The 18,998-nt window shown below is 65.3% G+C and carries 17 protein-coding genes and 1 riboswitch; of the genes, 3 read left to right on the top strand and 14 right to left on the bottom strand.

Going from position 1 to position 18,998, the window contains the following annotated elements:
* Positions 1–12: 12 nt before the first annotated feature.
* The gene (locus V8Z74_RS05580; RefSeq protein WP_349708395.1) at positions 13–1,929 is read right to left on the bottom strand and encodes a TonB-dependent receptor domain-containing protein; all 1,917 of its coding nucleotides are present in this window, start codon (positions 1,927–1,929) and stop codon (positions 13–15) included.
* 79 nt (positions 1,930–2,008) lie between these two features.
* Positions 2,009–2,265: riboswitch (cobalamin riboswitch) on the bottom strand.
* A 211-nt stretch (positions 2,266–2,476) separates the two neighbouring features.
* Here V8Z74_RS05580 and V8Z74_RS05575 point away from each other — a divergent pair.
* Positions 2,477–2,686, top strand: coding sequence for a hypothetical protein (locus tag V8Z74_RS05575; RefSeq protein ID WP_066470501.1), 210 nt, complete (start codon positions 2,477–2,479; stop codon positions 2,684–2,686).
* 51 nt (positions 2,687–2,737) lie between these two features.
* Entirely contained in the window at positions 2,738–3,127 is a 390-nt protein-coding gene (locus V8Z74_RS05570) for a cell division protein ZapA (protein ID WP_066470504.1), read from the top strand.
* A gap of 402 nt (positions 3,128–3,529) precedes the next feature.
* On the opposite strand, the gene V8Z74_RS05565 is transcribed toward V8Z74_RS05570, so the two are convergent.
* The 4 genes from V8Z74_RS05565 to hemN all read right to left on the bottom strand — a co-directional run bounded on the left by V8Z74_RS05565 (position 3,530) and on the right by hemN (position 9,545).
* Entirely contained in the window at positions 3,530–6,043 is a 2,514-nt protein-coding gene (locus tag V8Z74_RS05565) for a sensor domain-containing protein (RefSeq protein ID WP_349708393.1), read from the bottom strand.
* Entirely contained in the window at positions 6,040–7,314 is a 1,275-nt protein-coding gene (locus tag V8Z74_RS05560; RefSeq protein WP_349708391.1) for a cyclic di-GMP phosphodiesterase, read from the bottom strand. Before V8Z74_RS05560 ends, V8Z74_RS05565 begins: the two co-directional genes overlap by 4 nt.
* Positions 7,315–7,439: 125 nt before the next feature.
* Positions 7,440–8,150 carry a sulfite exporter TauE/SafE family protein gene (locus tag V8Z74_RS05555; protein ID WP_066470514.1) on the bottom strand — a complete coding sequence of 237 codons (711 nt, stop codon included), beginning with the start codon at positions 8,148–8,150 and terminating at the stop codon, positions 7,440–7,442.
* Positions 8,151–8,153: 3 nt separating this feature from the next.
* Positions 8,154–9,545, bottom strand: a complete 1,392-nt coding sequence (hemN, locus tag V8Z74_RS05550) for an oxygen-independent coproporphyrinogen III oxidase (protein WP_349708389.1) — start codon at positions 9,543–9,545, stop codon at positions 8,154–8,156.
* Between the two features lie 247 nt (positions 9,546–9,792).
* On the opposite strand from hemN, the gene fnr reads away from it, so the two are divergent.
* Entirely contained in the window at positions 9,793–10,515 is a 723-nt protein-coding gene (fnr, locus tag V8Z74_RS05545; RefSeq protein WP_066470522.1) for a fumarate/nitrate reduction transcriptional regulator Fnr, read from the top strand.
* Between the two features lie 72 nt (positions 10,516–10,587).
* Here fnr and V8Z74_RS05540 read toward each other — a convergent pair whose 3' ends face one another.
* The 9 genes from V8Z74_RS05540 to V8Z74_RS05500 all read right to left on the bottom strand — a co-directional run bounded on the left by V8Z74_RS05540 (position 10,588) and on the right by V8Z74_RS05500 (position 18,924).
* The gene (locus tag V8Z74_RS05540; protein ID WP_066470525.1) at positions 10,588–10,881 is read right to left on the bottom strand and encodes a hypothetical protein; all 294 of its coding nucleotides are present in this window, start codon (positions 10,879–10,881) and stop codon (positions 10,588–10,590) included.
* Between the two features lie 231 nt (positions 10,882–11,112).
* The gene (locus V8Z74_RS05535) at positions 11,113–11,418 is read right to left on the bottom strand and encodes a FixH family protein (protein WP_349708387.1); all 306 of its coding nucleotides are present in this window, start codon (positions 11,416–11,418) and stop codon (positions 11,113–11,115) included.
* Between the two features lie 78 nt (positions 11,419–11,496).
* Positions 11,497–12,939: a cytochrome c oxidase accessory protein CcoG gene (gene ccoG / locus V8Z74_RS05530; RefSeq protein WP_349708386.1), complete on the bottom strand. Its 1,443-nt coding sequence runs from the start codon at positions 12,937–12,939 to the stop codon at positions 11,497–11,499.
* An 82-nt stretch (positions 12,940–13,021) separates the two neighbouring features.
* Positions 13,022–13,939: a cytochrome-c oxidase, cbb3-type subunit III gene (ccoP, locus tag V8Z74_RS05525; protein ID WP_066470542.1), complete on the bottom strand. Its 918-nt coding sequence runs from the start codon at positions 13,937–13,939 to the stop codon at positions 13,022–13,024.
* 26 nt (positions 13,940–13,965) lie between these two features.
* Positions 13,966–14,103 carry a cbb3-type cytochrome oxidase subunit 3 gene (locus V8Z74_RS05520; protein WP_066470545.1) on the bottom strand — a complete coding sequence of 46 codons (138 nt, stop codon included), beginning with the start codon at positions 14,101–14,103 and terminating at the stop codon, positions 13,966–13,968.
* Positions 14,104–14,121: 18 nt separating this feature from the next.
* Positions 14,122–14,754: a cytochrome-c oxidase, cbb3-type subunit II gene (gene ccoO / locus V8Z74_RS05515; protein ID WP_066470557.1), complete on the bottom strand. Its 633-nt coding sequence runs from the start codon at positions 14,752–14,754 to the stop codon at positions 14,122–14,124.
* 19 nt (positions 14,755–14,773) lie between these two features.
* Positions 14,774–16,210, bottom strand: coding sequence for a cytochrome-c oxidase, cbb3-type subunit I (gene ccoN / locus V8Z74_RS05510; protein ID WP_349708384.1), 1,437 nt, complete (start codon positions 16,208–16,210; stop codon positions 14,774–14,776).
* A gap of 63 nt (positions 16,211–16,273) precedes the next feature.
* Positions 16,274–16,411, bottom strand: a complete 138-nt coding sequence (ccoS, locus tag V8Z74_RS05505) for a cbb3-type cytochrome oxidase assembly protein CcoS (protein ID WP_066470565.1) — start codon at positions 16,409–16,411, stop codon at positions 16,274–16,276.
* Positions 16,411–18,924: a heavy metal translocating P-type ATPase gene (locus V8Z74_RS05500; RefSeq protein ID WP_502879453.1), complete on the bottom strand. Its 2,514-nt coding sequence runs from the start codon at positions 18,922–18,924 to the stop codon at positions 16,411–16,413. Before V8Z74_RS05500 ends, ccoS begins: the two co-directional genes overlap by 1 nt.
* Positions 18,925–18,998 lie beyond the last annotated feature (74 nt).

Genomic DNA, 18,998 nt, shown 5'->3' with positions numbered 1-18,998 from the left:
GGTCTCTACCGCTTAGTTGGCCGGCATCCACTTCACGCCGACATAGCCGCTACGCCCTTCCGTGGCATAGGTACGCGCCAGCTCGTAGTGCTTGTCGGTGAGGTTGTTGATGCGCGCCACCAGGCTCCAGTCGCGGGTCAGCTGCTTTTGCGCGGTCAGATGCCACAGGGTGTAGCCGCCCAGCACGTTCCTGTTGGCCGCATCGTCAAAACGGCTGGCCGCGGCCTGCATCTGCGCGCCCAGCGTCCAGCCCATCACCATGGTGTCGGCGGACAGGCTGGCATAGCGCTTGGCGCGGCGCGCCAGTTGCTTGCCAGTGTCAAGATCGCGCGGATTCTGGAAATCGACCGAGGCCTGCAGGTTCACCTGGCCCATCCTGGTGGTGCCGGCCAGCGTGATGCCCTCGTAGCGCGCCCTGCCCACGTTGGCATAGCAGCCGCCGAAGGGGCTGCCGTCGTTGCCTACGCAGGTGCCGGTACCGCCCGCCCAGTTGATGAGGTTGGTCACATTGTTGCGGTAGACCGTGGCCGAGAAGCTGTCGCTGCCCTTGCCCCACTTCAGGCCCAGCTCCACGTTGCGGCCTTTTTCGGGTTGCAGCGCGGAGTCGCCATACATGCTGAAGCGCTGGTACAGCGTGGGTGCGCGGAAGGCCGTGCCGGCGGACGCCGTGGCACGCCAGTGGGGCAGGAACTCGTAGCCGTAGGCCGCGCTGCCCGTGGTGTGGCCGCCGAACTCGCTGTCGCGGTCATGGCGGGCGTTGAGCTGCAGCGTGTGCTTGCCGACATGCAGGCCATAGCCCAGCGACAGCGCGTTCTGGAAACGCGTGCGGTCGATATCGCCATTGACCAGCTTGTCCTCGCGGCGCTCCAATGCGGCCGTCAGCGTCTGGGCACCCAGCTTCCAGGTGTTCTGGAACAGGTAGTTGTGCAGGCGCGTGTCGGTCTTGTAAGGAGAGGGCCGGGTCTCGTAGTAGTCGCGCGATTGCGTGTATTGCAGCCGGGTGCTGTAGATATCGCTCCACTGGGCCTGCCAGTTCAGGCCCAGGGCCTGCATCTTGCTGATGCTGCGGTCGTCGGCCTTGCTGACGTCATAGCCGGAATTCATGTAGCTCTCCAGCGCCGTGGCCTCGATCCGCTGGCCCTGCGCGATCTGGTAGCCGATGCGGGCGTTGAAGGCGTTGTTGCGATAGCCGTCCGCATCCGGGTTGGCCGTGGCGATGGTGCGTGCGTTGAAGCCGTTGCTGCCGGCGTGCGATGCCCCCAGGCTGTAGTCCCAGCCGTTCTGGCCACCGCTGATGCCGGTCTGTGCCGTGACCGTGCCGCGGCTGCCCCAGCCCATGCCGATATAGGGCCTGGGCTTGCCCTCGCCTTTCCTGGTGAAGATCTGCACCACGCCGCCGATGGCATCCGAGCCGTACACCGCCGCCGCGGGGCCGCGCAGCACCTCGATGCGGTCGATGGCTTCGAGCGGAATGGCCTGCCACGAAGCGCCGCCCGTGGACTGGGAGTCGACGCGCACGCCGTCGACATAGACGGCCGTGAAGCGGTTGTCCGCGCCGCGCAGATAGAGGCTGGTGGAGGCGCCGGGGCCGCCGTTGCGCACCATCTGCACGCCCGGCAGGCGCGAGAGCACATCGGCCACGCCGGCCGCGCCGCTGGTTTCCATGGTCTCGCGGTCCACGATGGACATATCGGCCACCAGATCGGACAGGGGCTGCTCGATGCGGTTGGCCGTCACCACCGTCTCGGCCATGGAAGCCGTATCGGTCAGCGCCACCACCTGGGCACCCTGGGCCAAGACCGCGGGTGCAGCCAGGCAGGCCGCCGCAGCGGCCAGCAGGGAGGGACGGAAGAAAAAAGCAGCAGGGGCGCGCGCAGCCGGGGCCGCCTGTGCAGCGGTCGCGCACTCGGGCAAGGATTGCAGACTCATTGAAAGCAACAAATGGGAATACCCGTGCCAGCTTCCCCGCTGGCAAATAGGGAAAACAGATGCATGGCCGGGGCGGCTGGATGCATCCACGGTGTTGGCCGGTATCCGGGCTGGGCGAATCGTCCTTTTGCAGGCCTTCCCAGCGCCATGCGCCAGTGGCCGTGATGGAAAAGGGGACGGGCCGGCCGGTAGAGCCGGCTTTGCCATCCATTCGCTGACCGTTGCGGGGGCAGCGCAGGCACGGCGGGCCGCGTACCGCGGCCATCACCTCCCTGCTTCCCGTTGAACTGGAGCCGCAGAAAAGCAGCCCCGAGCACCAACAGCCGCGCATTGTAGCGAGGCGGGAGCGCCCTGCCCGTCAACGGTGTGACGAATATTTACGTTAAAAATGCCCTTTATCCAGATGGAACTTGCGCAGCGCGCTACGATTTTGGGAGAGCACGCACGAATAACCAAGTGCCGTGCTCTTGCACCTCGCACAGGTGCGCCACTCCTGCATCAATTGATCGGATACTTACCGACAGCAAGACCTACAATGGCAGAGTCTATGACCCACCAGTCCTCCCTCGATCTCATTGCGGAGCGCGTAGAGCGTTTGCTGGTTCGCCACGATGAACTGCAGCGCACCAACGCGCTGCTCACCGAACAAGTGGCCGCCCTGGCTCAGGAGCGCGATTCCCTGCGCTCGCGGCTGCAAGCGGCCCGCGCGCGCGTGGATGCGCTGATCGAACGCCTGCCCGCCAACCAGGGGGAGTGACGCCGTCACCTTCCCCACTCCCAATCGCCACAGACACCGCCACCAACGCCCATGAAGCAGATTGAAGTGCAGATCCTGCAGCAAAGCTATGTGCTGACCTGCCCCGATGGCCAAGAAGAGCGCGTGCTGGAAGCCGTGCGCCGCGTGGATGAAGCCATGACCCGCATCCGCGACAGCGGCAAGGTGCGCTCGCGCGAGCGCGTCGCCGTCCTGGCCGCGCTCAACATGGCCTTCGATGTGCTGGACCGCGACATCCAGCATGCCCAGATGGCGGCTGCCCACGCGGAGATGCAGGCCATGGCCCAGGAAGAGCAGCCTGCACCGCAGGTGCCCGAGATCTCGCCCGAAGCCCTGGCCGAGCAACAGCGCCAGCAGGCGCTGGCCGAGCAGCTGGTGCTGCGCCTGGACCAGGCACTGGAAAGCGACGCCAAGCTGCTGTAGGCCTCGCGCGATGCAGTGACAAGCAGCCAGGGCGCCCAGGCAGACGCCCTGCCCGAACCGGCAGATTATCCGTTCATGTTTTGTGAAAAACTGAAAGCACTGCGGAAAAATGGGTGCAAAGCCGAGAAGCGGCCGGCACAGGCTTTAAAATAGGCATCGTCTGCAAGCCTGCCGGACTTTATATTTCCTTGAACCAATGCTCATTGAGCTCGGGCTTGGTACATTGCCTGGTGAGCGTGATCGTCTCGCGTCAGATGAACCCAACGTCAGGCTGCCCTTGCCCCCCTGAACCCCCGGTTCAGGATGACGGTCCGGTGGAATACTTGCAGACACCCATTCCAACCCGGTGTGCGAACGCACATCGGGTTTTTTCATGCATCTGCGCCACGGAGCGCTGTTGCGCTACTGACGCGACCCGGCCATTCCGGCGCCGTCGGCATTCGCGTCCATGGACAACTCCAGGGACTGGCTGTAGGCCACGGCCCCCACCCCCTGCTCATGCTGCGCCTTCAGGCGCTGCAGCAGTTGCTCGGGCGGCAGCGCCGGCGCGCACAGATAGCCCTGGAAATAGCTGCCCCGCATGTTGTAGATGGCCGCGCACTGCTCGCCGGTTTCCACCCCTTCGGCCACGACTTCCACGCCCAGCGCCTGGCCGATGCTGATGACGGCCGCGACGATGGCGCGATCTTCCTCATCCTCGGGCAGGCCGCGCACAAAGCTCTGGTCGACCTTGATCTTGGAGATAGGCAGCTTCTTGAGATAGGCCATGCTGGAGTAGCCCGTACCGAAGTCGTCGATCACCAGGCCCACGCCCAGTTCGGCGATCTGCCGCACGCGCAGCGCCATCTCCTGGGCATCGGTCAGCAGAATGCTCTCCGTCAGCTCCAGCTCCAGCCACTGGGCCGGCAGCGCGTTGCGCTGAAGGACCTGCAGCAGGCGCTCGACGAAGTCGGGCTGCCTGAATTCCAGCGCCGAGACATTGACCGAGACCTTGAGCGGCGTGCCCTGGAAGTACCAGCGCGCCGCCTCCTGCACCGATTGCTCGAGCACCCAGGCTCCCAGCGTCACGATATAGCCCGACTCCTCGGCCAGCGGAATGAAGACGGCCGGCGACACCACGCCGAATTCCGGGTCGGTCCAGCGCATCAGGGCTTCGGCCGCCACGATGCGGTCGGTCTCGATATGCACCTGCGGCTGGTAGTAGATCGCCATGTGACCCTTGTCCAGCGCCTGGCGCATGGCATGTTCCAGCTTCATGCGCGACAGCAGGCCTGCGCTCATCTGCGGCTGGTAGAAACTGAAATTGCCGCGCCCGCGCTCCTTGACCCGGTACATGGCGATATCTGCCTGGCGGATCAGCTCGTCCAGCGTCAGGCCGTCGGTGGGGAACTGCGCCACGCCGATGCTGCACTGCACGGAAAAGCCCAGGCCGTCCAGCATGAACGGCTGCTGCATCTCGCGCAGAATGCGCTCGGCCACGGCCGCGGCCCGCTCCGCGTCGCAGCCCTGCAGGCAAATCACGAACTCGTCGCCGCCCAGGCGGCACAGCATGTCCTCGGCCCGCATGAGGGCACTCAGGCGCTGGGCCACCAGCCTGAGCACGCGGTCGCCGAACTCGTGGCCCAGCGAATCGTTGATGATCTTGAAGCGGTCCAGGTCCACGAACAGGATGCTGAGCACCGAGCCCGTCATGCGGGCTTCGGCAATGGCAGCCTCGACACGCATGGACAGGGCCAGCCGGTTGGGCAGGTCGGTCAGCGGATCGCTATAGGCCAGTTGCTCGATGCGCTGCTGGTCCATGTACTGCTGCGTCATGTCGCGCATGAAGCCTATGCTCTGCACGATTTCGTCGCTCGCATCGCGCAGCGCCACCCATGACAGCCAGACGGCGCAGCGCCGGCCGTCGGCCAGCTTCAGCCACAGATTGCCTTCCCAGAAGCCGCCCTGCTCCCATCTGGCACGGGCCCATTCGCCCAGCGCTTCCACGGGCCCGGTGTCCGATTCGAACAATGCCGCCACGGTCTGGCCCTGTGCCTGCACGCCCTGCAGCAGGCGCACGCAGGCGGGATTGGTGCGCACGATCCGGTGGACGGCATCGGCAATGAAGATGCCGTCCAGGCTGGACTCGAACACGCGCGCCGCCAGCCGCAAGTCGGCCGCGGATTGCGCCGCATCGGTGATGTCCCTGAATGAATAGATGCGCCCGGTCGGCACGCCGCGGCACAGCTGGGGCACCGAGCGGCGCTCCACCACGGTGCCGTTGACCAGCTCCAGCACGTCGGAGGTTTCGATCATGGCCTGCTCGGGCGCCGTGATCAGGTTGCGGAACTCCGTCTCGCCATTGACGACCTGGGCCGTCATATGGGCCAGGATGGCTGCATCGTCGCCCTGGGTCAGAAAGGAGATCGGCAGCTGCCACAGGTCGGCAAAGCGGTGGTTGAAGGCCCGTATGCTGCCCTCCAGCGTGCAGACCAGCATGCCGTCCGCGGCGGATTCCAGCGTAGCGCGCAGTTCGGACAGCAGGCTTTCCAGCTCGGCTTCGTGCTGGGCCTGCTCGCGCCGGTCCAGCATGCTCAGCACCAGCACGCCATCGGCTTGCGCCGTCAGCGGCGAGACCTTCATCTCCACGGGAATCAGCTGGCCATCGGCCCGGCGTATCTGCGTAAGAAACGGCGCGCCGGCCTGCCAGTTGAGTGGATCGCTCCAGAATGCCTGCTGCAACGGCGTGCCTGCCAGCACCTGCACGGGCTGGCCTCGGATCTGGACGGCATCGAAGCCCGTCAGCGACTGGCTGGCCGCATTCGCATACACCACGGTGAGCTGCCGCGCATCCAGCAGCCACAAGGCTTCCTGCAGGGCATCGAGCATGGCATAGGCCATCGAAGGCTGGATGACGTTCAGTCGCTGCATCGTCATAGGGTCTTCGCCGGGCCCACGCCCGAGCCTTTTTCGAAGTAATAGCAGATCCGCTGGCGCGGCAGCAGCGCATCCAGCACCTTGCGCGGCAGGCGCGAAGGATTGAGCCCGCGCCGTATGCCCAGCTGCGGCGACGCTTGCAGCTCCAGCAGCAGCAGCGGCCCGTCGACGGCTCCCGGATCATGGACCATGATGGAAGGCTTGAGCGGATAGGCGGAGTTGACCGACGTGACCAGGCCGAACCGGCCGTCGTTGAGTTCTATGAGCGATCCCGGCGGATAGACACCCATCATGCGCACAAAAGCCGTCAGCACCTCGGGCAGGAATTTCTCCCGGTACTGGCTGTAGAGCAGGGCCAGGATTTCATGGGGCGTCAGCGCCGCGCTGGTATCCAGCGGGTTGCACAGGCGGTCGTAGCCGTTGACCAGGCACAGGATCTGGCCGCTGCGTTCCAGGTCGGCCGCCACCAGGCGCAGCGGGAATCCCGTGCCGTCCGCCCATTCATGGTGCTGGGCAATGATATGGGAGACATCGGCAGGCAGTGCCATACGCTCCGTGATCGCCACCGATTCGCCCACGTGCATCTCGTAGCGCACGCGCTCGGCACTTCCCTCCGCGCGCTGGTGCACGTTCATTCCATGGATGCCCCAGGCCGGCGGATGCACCTGCTTGCCCACATCATGCAGCAGGGCCGCCAGCCCCAGGTTCCTGAGCGGTTGGCCGGCCATGCCCAGGGTTCGCCCCAGCAGCAGCGACAGCACGCTCACATTGACCGAATGCGATCCGGCCGCATCGGGAATCTGCTCGGACAGCAGGTGCAGCACCACGTCCTTGGCCTGATCGATTTCGGCCAGGCAGCTGTCGACCAGCTCCTCGCTCACCACCCGTGCCTGCGCGGGCGACGGCTGCGCAGTGCGCTCCAGCAATTCGTAGTCGCTGCATACCTGCACAAAGCGCTGCTCGCAGGAGCGGATCCGGTAACGCCACGCATCCACCGAGCGCTTGGCTTCGGCTGCAGGCGCGCTGGCCTCAGCAGGCTCGGGCGCAGGAACCTCGGGCTGGGCCGGCCCGGCCGGCAGGCTGGCGACATCGCTCTTGCTGGGCACGTAGCGTACCGATTGCAGGCCCAGACCTTTGAGCGCCTGGATCTGCTTCTGGGACGTGATCTTGAAGTTATTGACCAGAAAGGGATGGACCAGCCAGCCTACGTCCAACTGGACATACATGCCGACCCGGACCTGCCCGATATCAATAACTACCGAATGATTCACACACACCCATACAGAAGAAGACGTTGCATTATGCTGAGTTCTGCAACCTGCTTGCGCAATATCGCGCGCACTTTCGCCCACAAGCCACGCACAGAACCTGTGACTCCAACAGCGTCACATCCTGTCTATCGGCACCAAAGGCTGGGTCTGTAGACCAAATCCATCCACAAAGCCCAAATTGCGACGCCCACGAGCATGAGGCCGGCCAGGCGGGTGCCCCATTGGGTACGGACGGCGTTGAGGCGCTTTTGGCCCAGGCGCCACGCCAGCGGACCGCCCACCAGCCAAAGCCCGCCGCCGACGGCAAACGCCGCCATGGACAGCGCGCCCTGCCAAGCGCCGCCGCTGAGCGCCGCCACCAGCACGGCCGAATACAGCAGGCCGCAGGGCATGAGCGCCCAGAGATAGCCGGCGGCCAGGCTGCCGCTGGGCGCGGACACCCAGGGCTGTACGCGGCGCCAAGCGGCGCGGCCGGCATTCTCCAGCCAGGCCGGCTGGCGCGCCTGCACCATCATGGCCAGGCCCCAGCCCATCATCGCCACGTGGAGCAGGGTCCAGAAAGGCTGCAGCGCCGTGGTCTGGCTGGTCAGCCAGGACAGGCTCTCCATGGCAATGGCGGCTGCGGCGCCCAGCGTCGCATAGCCGGCCACCCGGCCTGCATGGAACAGGCCTGCGCGCAGCCAGCGCCGGCTGCGCCGGCCGTGGACGCGCACCGGCGCCTCGTGCGCGGCTTGGCCGCGGGTCACCACGCTGCAAGGCGCAGCGCACATGACAAGACAATGGGGCCCACCCACGAGCCCCATGATCAAAGCGGTCCAGACCAGCGATAGCAGCATGCGCTAGATGATCCTCGAAAATCGCGCCCTGTTCCGGTCGGCCTGCAAATATCGGTCGAACAGCATGGCTACTGCGCGCACGAAGAACCAGCCCAGCGCGGTGACCTGGAAGCCCTCCTCGCCGAGTTCCACCAGGCCGTTGCCCTCCATCTCCTTGAGGGCCTGCATCTCCGCAGCGAAGTACTCGCGGAAATTGAGCAGCCAGGCCTGCTCCATGGGCTCGAACAGCACGGCGCCCTGGCACATGATGGACATGATGACCGCACGGCGCACCAGATCGTCGCGCGACAGCGCCAGACCCCGCACCACCGGCAGCTGGCCGCTGTCGAGGGCGTCGTAATACTCTTCCAGCGTCTTGGCATTCTGGCTGTAGGTGGCGCCCACTTTGCCGATGGCCGAGACGCCCAGTGCGATCAGGTCGCAGTCGGGCTGGGTGCTGTAGCCCTGGAAATTGCGGTGCAGCCGGCCCTGGCGCTTGGCCACGGCCAGCGGATCCTCGGGCAGCGCGAAATGGTCCATGCCCACATAGCAATAGCCCGCGCCCATGAAAGCCTCGATGGCGCCCGACAGCATGCGGATCTTGTCCGCGCCCTGCGGCAGCTCGGCGGAGACGATGCGCCGCTGCGGCTTGAAGCGCTCGGGCAGATGGGCATAGGCATACAGCGCGATGCGGTCGGGGCGCAGCGCGTTGACCTGCTCCAGCGTGCGCGCAAAGGACTCGGAGGACTGCCTGGGCAGGCCGTAGATCAGGTCCACATTGATGGAGGCAAAGCCCAGGCGGCGGGCCTCCTGCACCAGAGCGAACACCTGCTCGGCAGGCTGCACGCGGTGCACGGCCTGCTGCACTTCGGGATCGAAGTCCTGCACGCCGAAGCTCAGCCGGTTGAAGCCCAGTGCCTTGAGCGCGGCCAGGCGTTCGTTGCTCACGGTGCGCGGATCGACCTCGATCGAATACTCTCCGCCGGCCTCCAGGCGGAAGTGCCCGCGCAGCAGCTCCATCAAGCGGCGCAGCTCGTCGTCGGAGAAAAAGGTCGGCGTGCCTCCGCCCAGGTGCAGCTGGCTCACGGGCTGGCCCCTGCCGCAGTGCCGGGTGTGCAGGTCGACTTCGCGCGCCAGGTAGTCCAGGTATTCGGCGGCCTTCTCGTGGTGCTTGGTGATGATCTTGTTGCAGGCGCAGTAGTAGCACAGCGAATCGCAGAACGGGACATGCACATACAGCGACAGCGGCAGGGCCCGCGTGGCGCCGAACGGCGCTTGTGCCTTGCGCTGCTGCAGCGCAAGAATGTAGTCCTCGGTACCGAAGGCTTCGACAAAGCGGTCGGCCGTGGGAAACGAGGTGTAGCGCGGCCCGGGTATGTCAAAGCGGCTCAGTAACTCAGGCGTGACAGCGGTCATATTTTCTTGGCAGGATGCGTTTCATGCCCGCAAGCGCTGTACAGTCGGAAAAGGCACTGACAGCAGCGGCATGGCAAGCGCATGATTGGGGTCGGAATATCGGCAATGTGCGCCAAAGCAAGAAAGCCGTCCTTGACGCACATCAAGAGATGCCGAGGCAAGTGCTGCCACAATTTGATTCATCTCATTACCATTGACGAGGTCACTTGCCGGCACGGGCCACCGCCCCTGCCGCCGACGTTTGCCCATGAACCTTCAGACCATCAAAGCATCCTGCTCCAACTGCAACCTGCGCGAACTGTGCATGCCCATGGGCCTGGATGACGAGCAGATGCAGCGCATCGACGCCATCGTGGCCAAACGTCGCAAGGTCAAGCGCGGCAGCCTGCTGTTTCGCAATGGTGAGACCTTCACGTCGCTGTACGCCATCCGCACCGGCTTCTTCAAGACCTGCGTGGCCACCGAGGACGGGCGCGACCAGGTGACGGGCTTCCAGATGGCCGGCGAGATCATCGGCCTGGATGGCATCGTCAACGACCACCACACCTGTGATGCCGTCGCGCTCGAGGATGCCGAGGTCTGCATCATGCCCTTCGACAAGCTGGAGGAACTATCCCGCGAAGTCACGGCCCTGCAGAACCACGTGCACAAGGTGATGAGCCGCGAGATCGTGCGCGAGCACGGCGTGATGCTGCTGCTGGGCAGCATGCGCGCGGAGGAGCGCCTGGCGGCCTTCGTGCTCAACCTCGTGCAGCGCCTGTCGGCGCGCGGCTTTTCCAAGTCGGAGCTGGTGCTGCGCATGACGCGCGAGGAAATCGGCAGCTACCTGGGCCTCAAGCTCGAGACCGTGAGCCGCACTTTCTCCAAGTTCGCCGAGGAAGGCATTGTGGAAGTCAAGCAGCGCCACCTGCGCATTCTGGATACCGAGGCCCTGAAGCGCATCGTCAACAGCCAGCAGTGCCAGAGCTGAGCGGCCCTGTTTGTCCAACAAAAGCCCGCCGGCTTGCGCCGCGGGCTTTTTTCCTGGCCTTCTGGCAACCGCTCAGTCCGGCTGCCAGTCGTGCTCGGCCAGACGGATGGGGGCCGGCCGCGCGATCGCGGCGCCGTTGAGCTCGGCCAGGCTGCGGCCCAGCAGGCTGGTCAGCAGGCTGGAGAACATGGCCACGCCCCAGAACACGAAGAAGGACACCGTGTAGACGGCATTGCGCGACCAGGCGACCGGCTCGCCCGCCAGATGCAGCTCCAGCGGATCGACAAAGGCAAAGACCAGCATTTCCATCACGGCGGCTGCGAGGAACGCAGGCCAGGCAATCCACATCCAGCGCTGAGCGACCATGGGCTGTTCTCCTGAAAGCTCTCATGCGATGGCTGCATTCTGGCCAGCAACCCGGGCGCCAGGCAAGACCGCCGCGGGCATTACCCGAGGCGGGAAACCCTGAAAGCTATCAAAAACAGGAGCTGCTGGCACATGCCTCATCTCCTGTTCCAGAGCAAACTCCTTTGAAGCCCAATGCTTTCAGGCGCAAGCCGCTCTTATTTTTGCCATATTCATGAGGAAGCCCCCGCCTCAGCGGTCCGTGGGGTGGTCTCCGGCGGGCGTGAGCGCATGGTTGCGACCAGTCAGCGCGGGGGCCTGGCTTTTCTCGGCCTCGCTCAGGCGCTTGTTGATCTCCACGCCATGGCGGTAGTAGTCCGGGTCGATCACGGGATCCGGCGCGCGCAAGGCGATATAGGCCGTCACAAAGCCCGCCACCACCACCACGGCGGGGCCGCCGATGACCAGCCAGACATGGGGAAAGCGCCACCAGGGCTTGCCATCCTCGGGATGGGCGCCAGGGGCAGCTCCCGCGGCGGTTCGGGAAGTGTTGGACATGAAGACCTCTTTCGATAGGGGGAAGGCATTGCGGCAATGCCTTCCGGGAACAATGGCAATCAAGGGCAGGCGGCGCCATCAGCGCGGCACTAGGAACACGGCCTTTTCAGCCACGCGGCCGGCGCCCGCGTTGACGGCATCCACGTTGAAGTACACCGTGTGCGATCCAGGTTCGGCGGAGCCATACGGAATCTGCAGTCGTGCGGCAATGCCGCGCGTCTCGGCCGGGCCGACGCTAACTTCGGTTTCGGACGTGACTTCCAGCCCGTCCAGCCCCGTGGCGCTGATGCGGTAACGCTGCTCGGTCTCGGTGGCATTCATGATCTGCAGGCGGTAGACATTTTCCAGCTTGCCGCCGGCCACGATGCGTGAGAGCGATGCGCGGTCGCGGATCACGTCCAGCTTGAGGGGCTGGCGCAGCGCCAGGCTGGCGATCATGGTTGCGCTCAGCGCCAGCAGCACCGCCGAATAGACGAGTACCCGCGGACGGAAGATGCGGCGCAGCGTCTGCACATGCTTCCAGCCGCGCGCAATCGCATTCTGCGTGGTCAGGCGGATCAGGCCGCGCGGATATTCCATCTTGTCCATGACGGAGTTGCAGGCATCGATGCACAGGCCGCAGCCTATGCATTCGTACTGCAGCCCGTTGCGGATATCGATGCCCACGGGGCAGACCTGCACGCACAGCTTGCAGTCGATGCAGTCGCCCAGGCCTTCGGCCTGGTGATCCGCCCCCTTCCTGCGCGGGCCGCGGGCTTCGCCGCGCGCGGCGTCGTAGCTCACGATCATGGTGTCCTTGTCGAACATGGCGCTCTGGAAGCGTGCATACGGGCACATGTACTTGCAGACCTGCTCGCGCATGTAGCCGGCATTGCCGTAGGTCGCGAAGCCATAGAACAGCACCCAGAATATCTGCCAGCCGCCCTGCAGCGCCATCAGCTGCATGCCCAGTTCGCGGATGGGTACGAAGTAGCCGACAAAGGTGAATCCGGTCCATGCCGAGACCGCAATCCACAGCAGCTGCTTGAGCGACTTCTTCCAGAGTTTCTCGAAGGTCCAGCCGCTCTTGTCGATGCGCATGCGGGCGCTGCGGTCGCCCTCCACCTTGCGCTCGATCCACATGAAGATTTCGGTGTACACGGTCTGCGGGCAGGAAAAGCCGCACCACAGCCGACCGGCCACGGCCGTGAACAGGAACAGCGCCAGCGCGCAGATGATGAGCAGGCCAGCGAGGTAGATGAAGTCCTGCGGATACAGTACCAGCCCGAACAGATAGAAGCGCCGCGCCTCCAGGTCGAACAGCACCATCTGGCGCTCGCCCCAGTCGAGCCAGGGCAGGCCATAGAAGACCAGCTGGGTGGCGAACACCATGATCCAGCGCCAGCGCGAGAAAAATCCGGCGACGGAGCGCGAATAGACCTTCTGCTCGGACACGAACATCGGCACTTCGTGGAGCCCGCCCTCGGATTCGACGGGGGTGATCGGGATCACCTTGCGGGGTTTGCCGTGATCGGGTTGCATGGCAGTTCCTTAATATTTTTGTAATTTCTGAAAATGCAAACGCAAAAAAGGCGGCGCCGCCGGCACCGCCTTTCAGACGAGCTTACTGCGGGGCAGCACCGCTCTTGTTCGACAGGCTCCACACATAGGAGGCCAGCACGGCGATCTGCGCTTCGGTCAGCTTTTCCTTCTGGGCCGGCATCTCGTTTTGCTTGCCGTTGTTGACGATGTTCATGATTGCGGCTTCGCCGTAACCGTGCAGCCAGATGTCGTCGGTCAGGTTGGGCGCGCCCATGGCCTGGTTGCCCTTGCCGTCCATGCCGTGGCAGGCGGCACAGGCCACGAACTTGGACTTGCCCAGCGAGGCGCGCACGGAGTCGTGCGGGCTGCCCGACAGGCTCAGCACATAGTGGGCCACGTTGCGCACATCGTCTGCCGTCCCCACCGCCGCGGCCATGGGCGGCATGACGCCGATGCGTCCGTTGGTGATGGTTTCCCTGATCTTCTCGGGCGTGCCGCCATGCAGCCAGTCGCCGTCGGTCAGATTGGGGAAGCTCTTGCCGCCGCGCGCATCGGAGCCATGGCATTGCGCGCAGTTGTTCATGAACAGGCGCTCGCCGATGGCCATGGCCTGCGTGTCCCTGGCCATCTCCTGGGCAGGCATGGACGTGAACCTGGCATACAGCGGCTCCAGGTCCGCCTGGGCCTTGGCCACTTCCTTTTCATAGGCGCCGGTCTGGCTCCAGGCGAGCTTGCCGGTGTAGCTGCCCAGGCCGGGATAGATCGCCAGGTAGGCCAGGCTGAAGACGACGGTGATCACGAACAGCCCCATCCACCATTTGGGCATGGGGTTGTTGAGCTCGCGCAAGTCTTCGTCCCAGACATGGCCCGTGGTGTTGTCCGCCGCCGAAACGACCTTCTTGCGCGCCACCACGATGAGCAGCAGCAGACAGCCAAGAATGCCGAGCAGCGTGAGCGCGACGACATACATCGACCAGAAATTGTTGATGAAATCACTCATGGGATGTTCTCGTTATGTGAGCGGACTCAGTCCTGCAGGAAAGGCAGCTGGGCCGCCTCTTCGAAACGGGCCTGGTTGCGGCGGGCAAATGCCCACCACCAGATGCCGAGGAAGCACGCCAGCGATGCCAGCGTGACCACGATGCGCACGGTGGTGATATCCATTTCCGGTTCCCCCCTGGCTTACTTGACGGCACGGCCCAGGACCTGCAGATAGGCGATCACGGCCTCCATCTCGGTCTTGCCCTTGACCTGCTCGGCAGCGCCGGCGATCTCCTCGTCGGAGTACGGCACGCCGACCTTGCGCAGCGCCGTCATGCGCTGGGCCACGGCGGTGTCGTCGACCTTGCTGGCCTCCAGCCAGGGATAGGCCGGCATGTTGGACTCGGGCACCACGTCGCGTGGGTTGTGCAGGTGGACGCGGTGCCATTCGTCGCTGTACTTGCCGCCCACGCGGTGCAGGTCGGGGCCGGTGCGCTTGGAACCCCACTGGAAGGGATGGTCGTAGACGAATTCGCCGGCCACCGAGTAGTGGCCGTAGCGCATGGTCTCGGCGCGGAACGGGCGGATCATCTGCGAGTGGCAGTTGTAGCAGCCTTCGCGCAGATAGACGTCGCGGCCCATCAGCTGCAGCGGCGTGTAGGGCTTGAGGCCCGCCACGGCTTCGGTCGTGGATTTCTGGAAGAACAGCGGCACGATTTCCGCCAGGCCGCCGATGGCCACGACGAGCAGGATCAGCGTGATCAGCAGGAAGTTGCTGGTCTCCACCTTCTCGTGGGAAAAGCTCTTGGGAGCCGTATTGTTGTGTTCAGACATTGCTTGCGCTCCTCGATGCTCAGGCGTGGGCCACGGCGGCAGGCACGGCTACCTTGACGGAACGGCCGGACATGGCGGTCTTCCAGGTATTCCAGGCCATCACCAGCATGCCGCCCAGGTAGAGCAGGCCGCCGGTCACACGGATCACATAGAAGGGATAGGTCGCCTTCACGCTTTCCACGAAGGTATAGGTCAGCGTGCCGTCGGGATTGACGGCGCGCCACATTAGGCCCTGCATCACGCCGGCGATCCACATCGCGGCGATGTACAGCACGATGCCGATGGTGGCCATCCAGAAGTGCAGTTCGATGGCGGGCACCGAGTGCATCTTGGTCTTGCCGAACAGGCGCGGGATCAGGTAGTAGAGCGAACCCATGGTGATCAGGCCCACCCAGCCCAGCGCGCCGGAGTGCACGTGGCCCACGGTCCAGTCGGTGTAGTGCGACAGCGCATTGACGGTCTTGATGGCCATCATCGGGCCTTCGAACGTGGACATGCCGTAGAACGACAGGGACACGATCAGGAAGCGCAGGATGGGGTCGTCGCGCAGCTTGTGCCAGGCGCCCGACAGCGTCATGATGCCGTTGATCATGCCGCCCCAGCTGGGCGCCAGCAGGATCAGCGAGAACACCATGCCCACGGACTGCGTCCAGTCGGGCAGTGCCGTGTAGTGCAGGTGGTGCGGGCCGGCCCACATGTAGGTGAAGATCAGCGCCCAGAAGTGGACGATGGACAGGCGGTACGAGTAGACGGGACGGCCGGCCTGCTTGGGGATGAAGTAGTACATCATGCCCAGGAAGCCCGCGGTCAGGAAGAAGCCCACGGCGTTATGGCCGTACCACCACTGCACCATGGCATCCTGCACGCCGGCATAGGCCGAATAGCTCTTCATCCAGCCCGCGGGAATGGCCGCGCTGTTGACGATGTGCAGCAGCGCCACCGCCAGGATGAAGCCGCCATAGAACCAGTTGGCCACATAGATGTGCCGGACCTTGCGGATGCCGACGGTGCCGAAGAACACGATGGCGTAGGCCACCCAGACTGCCGCGATCAGCAGGTCGATGGGCCATTCGAGTTCGGCGTATTCCTTGCCCTGCGTATAGCCCAGCGGCAGGCTGACGGCGGCGGCCAGGATGACCAGTTGCCAGCCCCAGAACGTGAAGCTGGCCAGCTTGGGCATGAACAGCTTGGTCTGGCAGGTACGCTGCACCACGTAGTAGCTGGTGCCCATCAGCGCGCAGCCGCCGAAGGCGAAGATCACTGCATTGGTGTGCAGCGGACGCAGACGGCCATAGCTCAGCCAGGGAATGCCGAAGTTGAGTTCCGGCCAGGCGAGCTGGGACGCGATGAACACGCCCACGGCCATGCCAACCACCCCCCATACCACGGCCATGATAGAGAACTGTCTCACGACGGTGTCGTCGTAATAGACAGCATTGTTATTCGTAGCTTCCATCGGGCACCTCTAAGATTGCTTGCAAAGTGTTCATTGGTTTGTTCTCAGGCTGTTTGATCCACCTCAATCGTCACGGAGAATGCGCTCCCCCTCCTGTTCCACGCTCTCGAACTGCCCGCGATACACGGCCCACCAGAGCGCGGCCACGATGGCCAGCACCAGCACCACGGACAGCGGAATCAATACGTACAGCACTTCCATCAGCGGCCTCCTTGGGGACCTGCGGCCGCCATGCCCAAAGCCGGCGAGGCGCCTCCCGCGCCTGCCGTGGCGGCGGTGGACATGGCGGCATGCGCCACAGGCAGGCGCCGGGCCAGCCTCGCGGCATTGAGCACCACCAGCAGCGAGCTGGCCGCCATGCCCAGGCCGGCCAGCCAGGCCGGCATCCAGCCCATGAGGGCCAGGGGAATCGAGACCGCGTTGTAGGCTGCCGCCCAGCCCAGGTTCTGGCGCACGACGGACAGCGTGCGGCGCGCGAGCAGCACGCTTTGCAGCACCAGCTCCAGACTGTCGCCCAGGACGACAAAGTCAGCGCGCGATTGTGCCAGCGGCACTGCTTTGCCAAACGCAAAAGAGACATGCGCTCCAGCTAAAACCGGGCCGTCGTTGAGGCCGTCGCCGACCATGGCCACATGGTGGCCGGCAGCCTGCGCGGTCTGCATCTGCGCCAGCTTGTCCTGGGGGGTGCAGCCGCCCTGCGCCTGCACGACGCCCAGAGCCTGGGCCACGGCATGCACTGCGGCCGGACGGTCGCCCGACAGCAACTGCACGGCCACGCCGCCGGCCTGCAGCGCGCGGATCACGTGTGCCGCCTCGGGGCGCAGGTCCTCGCTCAGGTGAAATTGCGCCAGCGCCCGCCAGCCCTGCTCCGTGGCTTCGGCCAGCATCACGCTCTGGCCGGGCTCCTGCGGGGCCAGCTCGGCCACTTCGCAATGCCGGGCCGAACCCAGGCGCAGGTGCAGACGCGGGGGCCGCATGCCCTGTCCGCTCCCGCCTGCCGCCTCGACCCAGGCATCCAGGCCCGCGCCGGCCTGCTCCTGCACGGCATCCAGCTGCCAGCCGCACGCCGGGCCGGCCGGCAATCCGGCTGTCTGCGCCGCGGCGGCCAGCGCCCTGGAGACAGGGTGCATGGACTGGCGGGCCAGCAGTGCGGCCAGGGCCAGCACCTCGTCATGCTCCTGGCCGGGTGCCGCCGTCATGGCGCGCAGCACCAGGCCGTCGCGCGTGAGCGTGCCGGTCTTGTCGAACACCAGGGTGTCTACGGCGGCCAGCGCCTCCAGACCCTGCAGATTGCGCACCAGCACGCCATGGCGCGCCAACGTGCCGGCGGCCGTGAGCATGGCCACGGGCGTGGCCAGCGACAGCGCGCAGGGACAGGTGACGATGAGCACGGCCACGGCCACCATCACGGCCTTGCCGGGATCCGAGGGCCACCACCAGACGGCGGCAGCCAGTGCGGCCAGCAGCACGACCACCAGGAATGGGCGCGCCACCTTGTCGGCCAACTGGGCCAACCGTGGCTTTTGCAGCGAGGCGCTTTCCATCAGCTCGACGATCTGCGCAAAGCGCGTGCCCTCGCCCACGCTGTCCACGCGCATGTCGACCATGGCGTCCAGGTTGTAGCTGCCCGCCGTGACGCTGTCGCCCACGCCGCGCGGTACGGCCGTGGACTCGCCCGTCAGCAGGGCCTCGTCGGCATGGGTGCGGCCGCGCACGATGGTGCCGTCCGCCGGAAAGGCCTCGCCGGCCAGCACGCGCACCACATCGCCCACGCGCAGGCGGCGCGTGGCCACGCGCTCGAAGTCATCGCCGTCGCCGCCCTGCCCGTTGCCGCAGCCCCTGCTGCGCAGCACCGAATCGGGGAGGCGGTTCATCACGGCCTCCAGCGCGCCGGCCGTGCGGTCGCGCAGGCGCAGCTCCAGCCAGCGGCCCGTGAGCAGGAAGAAGACGAACATGGTCAGGGAATCGAAAAAGACTTCGCGGCCGAAGGGCCCCGAAGGATCGAAGGTGCCCATGGTGCTGATCACAAAGGTGATCAGCATGCCGATGGCCACGGGCAGGTCCATGCTCACGCGGCGCTGGGCGATGTCCTTGAGCGCGCTGCGCAAGAACGGCCCGCAACAGAACAGCACCACGGGCAGGGAGATCACCCACGAAGCCCAGCGCAGCAGCGTCTCCATCTCCAGCGACAGATCGCCGGGCTGGGCGATGTAGGCAGGCCATGCATACATCATGACCTGCATCATGCAAAAGCCCGCCACCAGCCAGCGCCACAGCGCGCGGCGCGTCTCGGCCTGGCGCAGCTCGCGCACAAAGGCATCGCGCGCCGGCAGCGCGCGGTAGCCGGCACGCGCCACCGCCTCCATCCACTGCGATGGAAGCACCTGGGCGGGGCGCCAGACGACGCGGGCGCGGCGCGTGGCTGCGCTGACTTCGGCCTCCTGCACTCCGGGCACGGCGCGCAGCGCCTCCTCGATGGTCAGCGCACACGCAGCACAATGCATGCCCTCCAAAACGACGTACGAATCCCACACCGGAGATTCGGCATCGTGTTCAGAGGGTTGCGAAGTCTTGCGGCCCGTAGGCCGTCCAAAGGAGTTCCACTCCTGTGGATCATCCAGCAGCAGGCTGACAGCCCGGGCCTGGACGTAGAGGCCAGAATCAACATCAGCCTGCCGTTGCCCGGTGGGCGTGACAGGGTTGTTCTGGTACATATGTCGAGCGTAATGGAGCACGATCATACTGACGTTGACATTAATCAAGCGTTAACAGCCAGAACAATCTATGC

This window comes from Comamonas sp. w2-DMI (assembly GCF_040187735.1).
Classification (GTDB): domain Bacteria; phylum Pseudomonadota; class Gammaproteobacteria; order Burkholderiales; family Burkholderiaceae_C; genus Comamonas; species Comamonas terrae.
The sequence above is the reverse complement of the archived record's forward strand: the minus strand, read 5'-3'. Positions and strand labels throughout refer to the sequence as shown.

Excerpts from the sequence above, each read along its gene's own strand:
- ccoP (WP_066470542.1), bottom strand. The coding sequence starts at position 13,939 with ATGAGTGATTTCATCAACAATTTCTGGTCGATGTATGTCGTCGCGCTC.
- V8Z74_RS05555 (WP_066470514.1), bottom strand. The coding sequence starts at position 8,150 with ATGCTGCTATCGCTGGTCTGGACCGCTTTGATCATGGGGCTCGTGGGT.
- V8Z74_RS05500 (WP_502879453.1), bottom strand. The coding sequence starts at position 18,924 with ATGTACCAGAACAACCCTGTCACGCCCACCGGGCAACGGCAGGCTGAT.
- hemN (WP_349708389.1), bottom strand. The coding sequence starts at position 9,545 with ATGACCGCTGTCACGCCTGAGTTACTGAGCCGCTTTGACATACCCGGG.
- fnr (WP_066470522.1), top strand. The coding sequence starts at position 9,793 with ATGAACCTTCAGACCATCAAAGCATCCTGCTCCAACTGCAACCTGCGC.
- V8Z74_RS05570 (WP_066470504.1), top strand. The coding sequence starts at position 2,738 with ATGAAGCAGATTGAAGTGCAGATCCTGCAGCAAAGCTATGTGCTGACC.
- V8Z74_RS05540 (WP_066470525.1), bottom strand. The coding sequence starts at position 10,881 with ATGGTCGCTCAGCGCTGGATGTGGATTGCCTGGCCTGCGTTCCTCGCA.
- V8Z74_RS05520 (WP_066470545.1), bottom strand. The coding sequence starts at position 14,103 with ATGGATATCACCACCGTGCGCATCGTGGTCACGCTGGCATCGCTGGCG.
- V8Z74_RS05580 (WP_349708395.1), bottom strand. The coding sequence starts at position 1,929 with ATGAGTCTGCAATCCTTGCCCGAGTGCGCGACCGCTGCACAGGCGGCC.
- V8Z74_RS05535 (WP_349708387.1), bottom strand. The coding sequence starts at position 11,418 with ATGTCCAACACTTCCCGAACCGCCGCGGGAGCTGCCCCTGGCGCCCAT.
- ccoG (WP_349708386.1), bottom strand. The coding sequence starts at position 12,939 with ATGCAACCCGATCACGGCAAACCCCGCAAGGTGATCCCGATCACCCCC.
- ccoN (WP_349708384.1), bottom strand. The coding sequence starts at position 16,210 with ATGGAAGCTACGAATAACAATGCTGTCTATTACGACGACACCGTCGTG.
- ccoO (WP_066470557.1), bottom strand. The coding sequence starts at position 14,754 with ATGTCTGAACACAACAATACGGCTCCCAAGAGCTTTTCCCACGAGAAG.
- V8Z74_RS05575 (WP_066470501.1), top strand. The coding sequence starts at position 2,477 with ATGACCCACCAGTCCTCCCTCGATCTCATTGCGGAGCGCGTAGAGCGT.
- V8Z74_RS05565 (WP_349708393.1), bottom strand. The coding sequence starts at position 6,043 with ATGACGATGCAGCGACTGAACGTCATCCAGCCTTCGATGGCCTATGCC.
- ccoS (WP_066470565.1), bottom strand. The coding sequence starts at position 16,411 with ATGGAAGTGCTGTACGTATTGATTCCGCTGTCCGTGGTGCTGGTGCTG.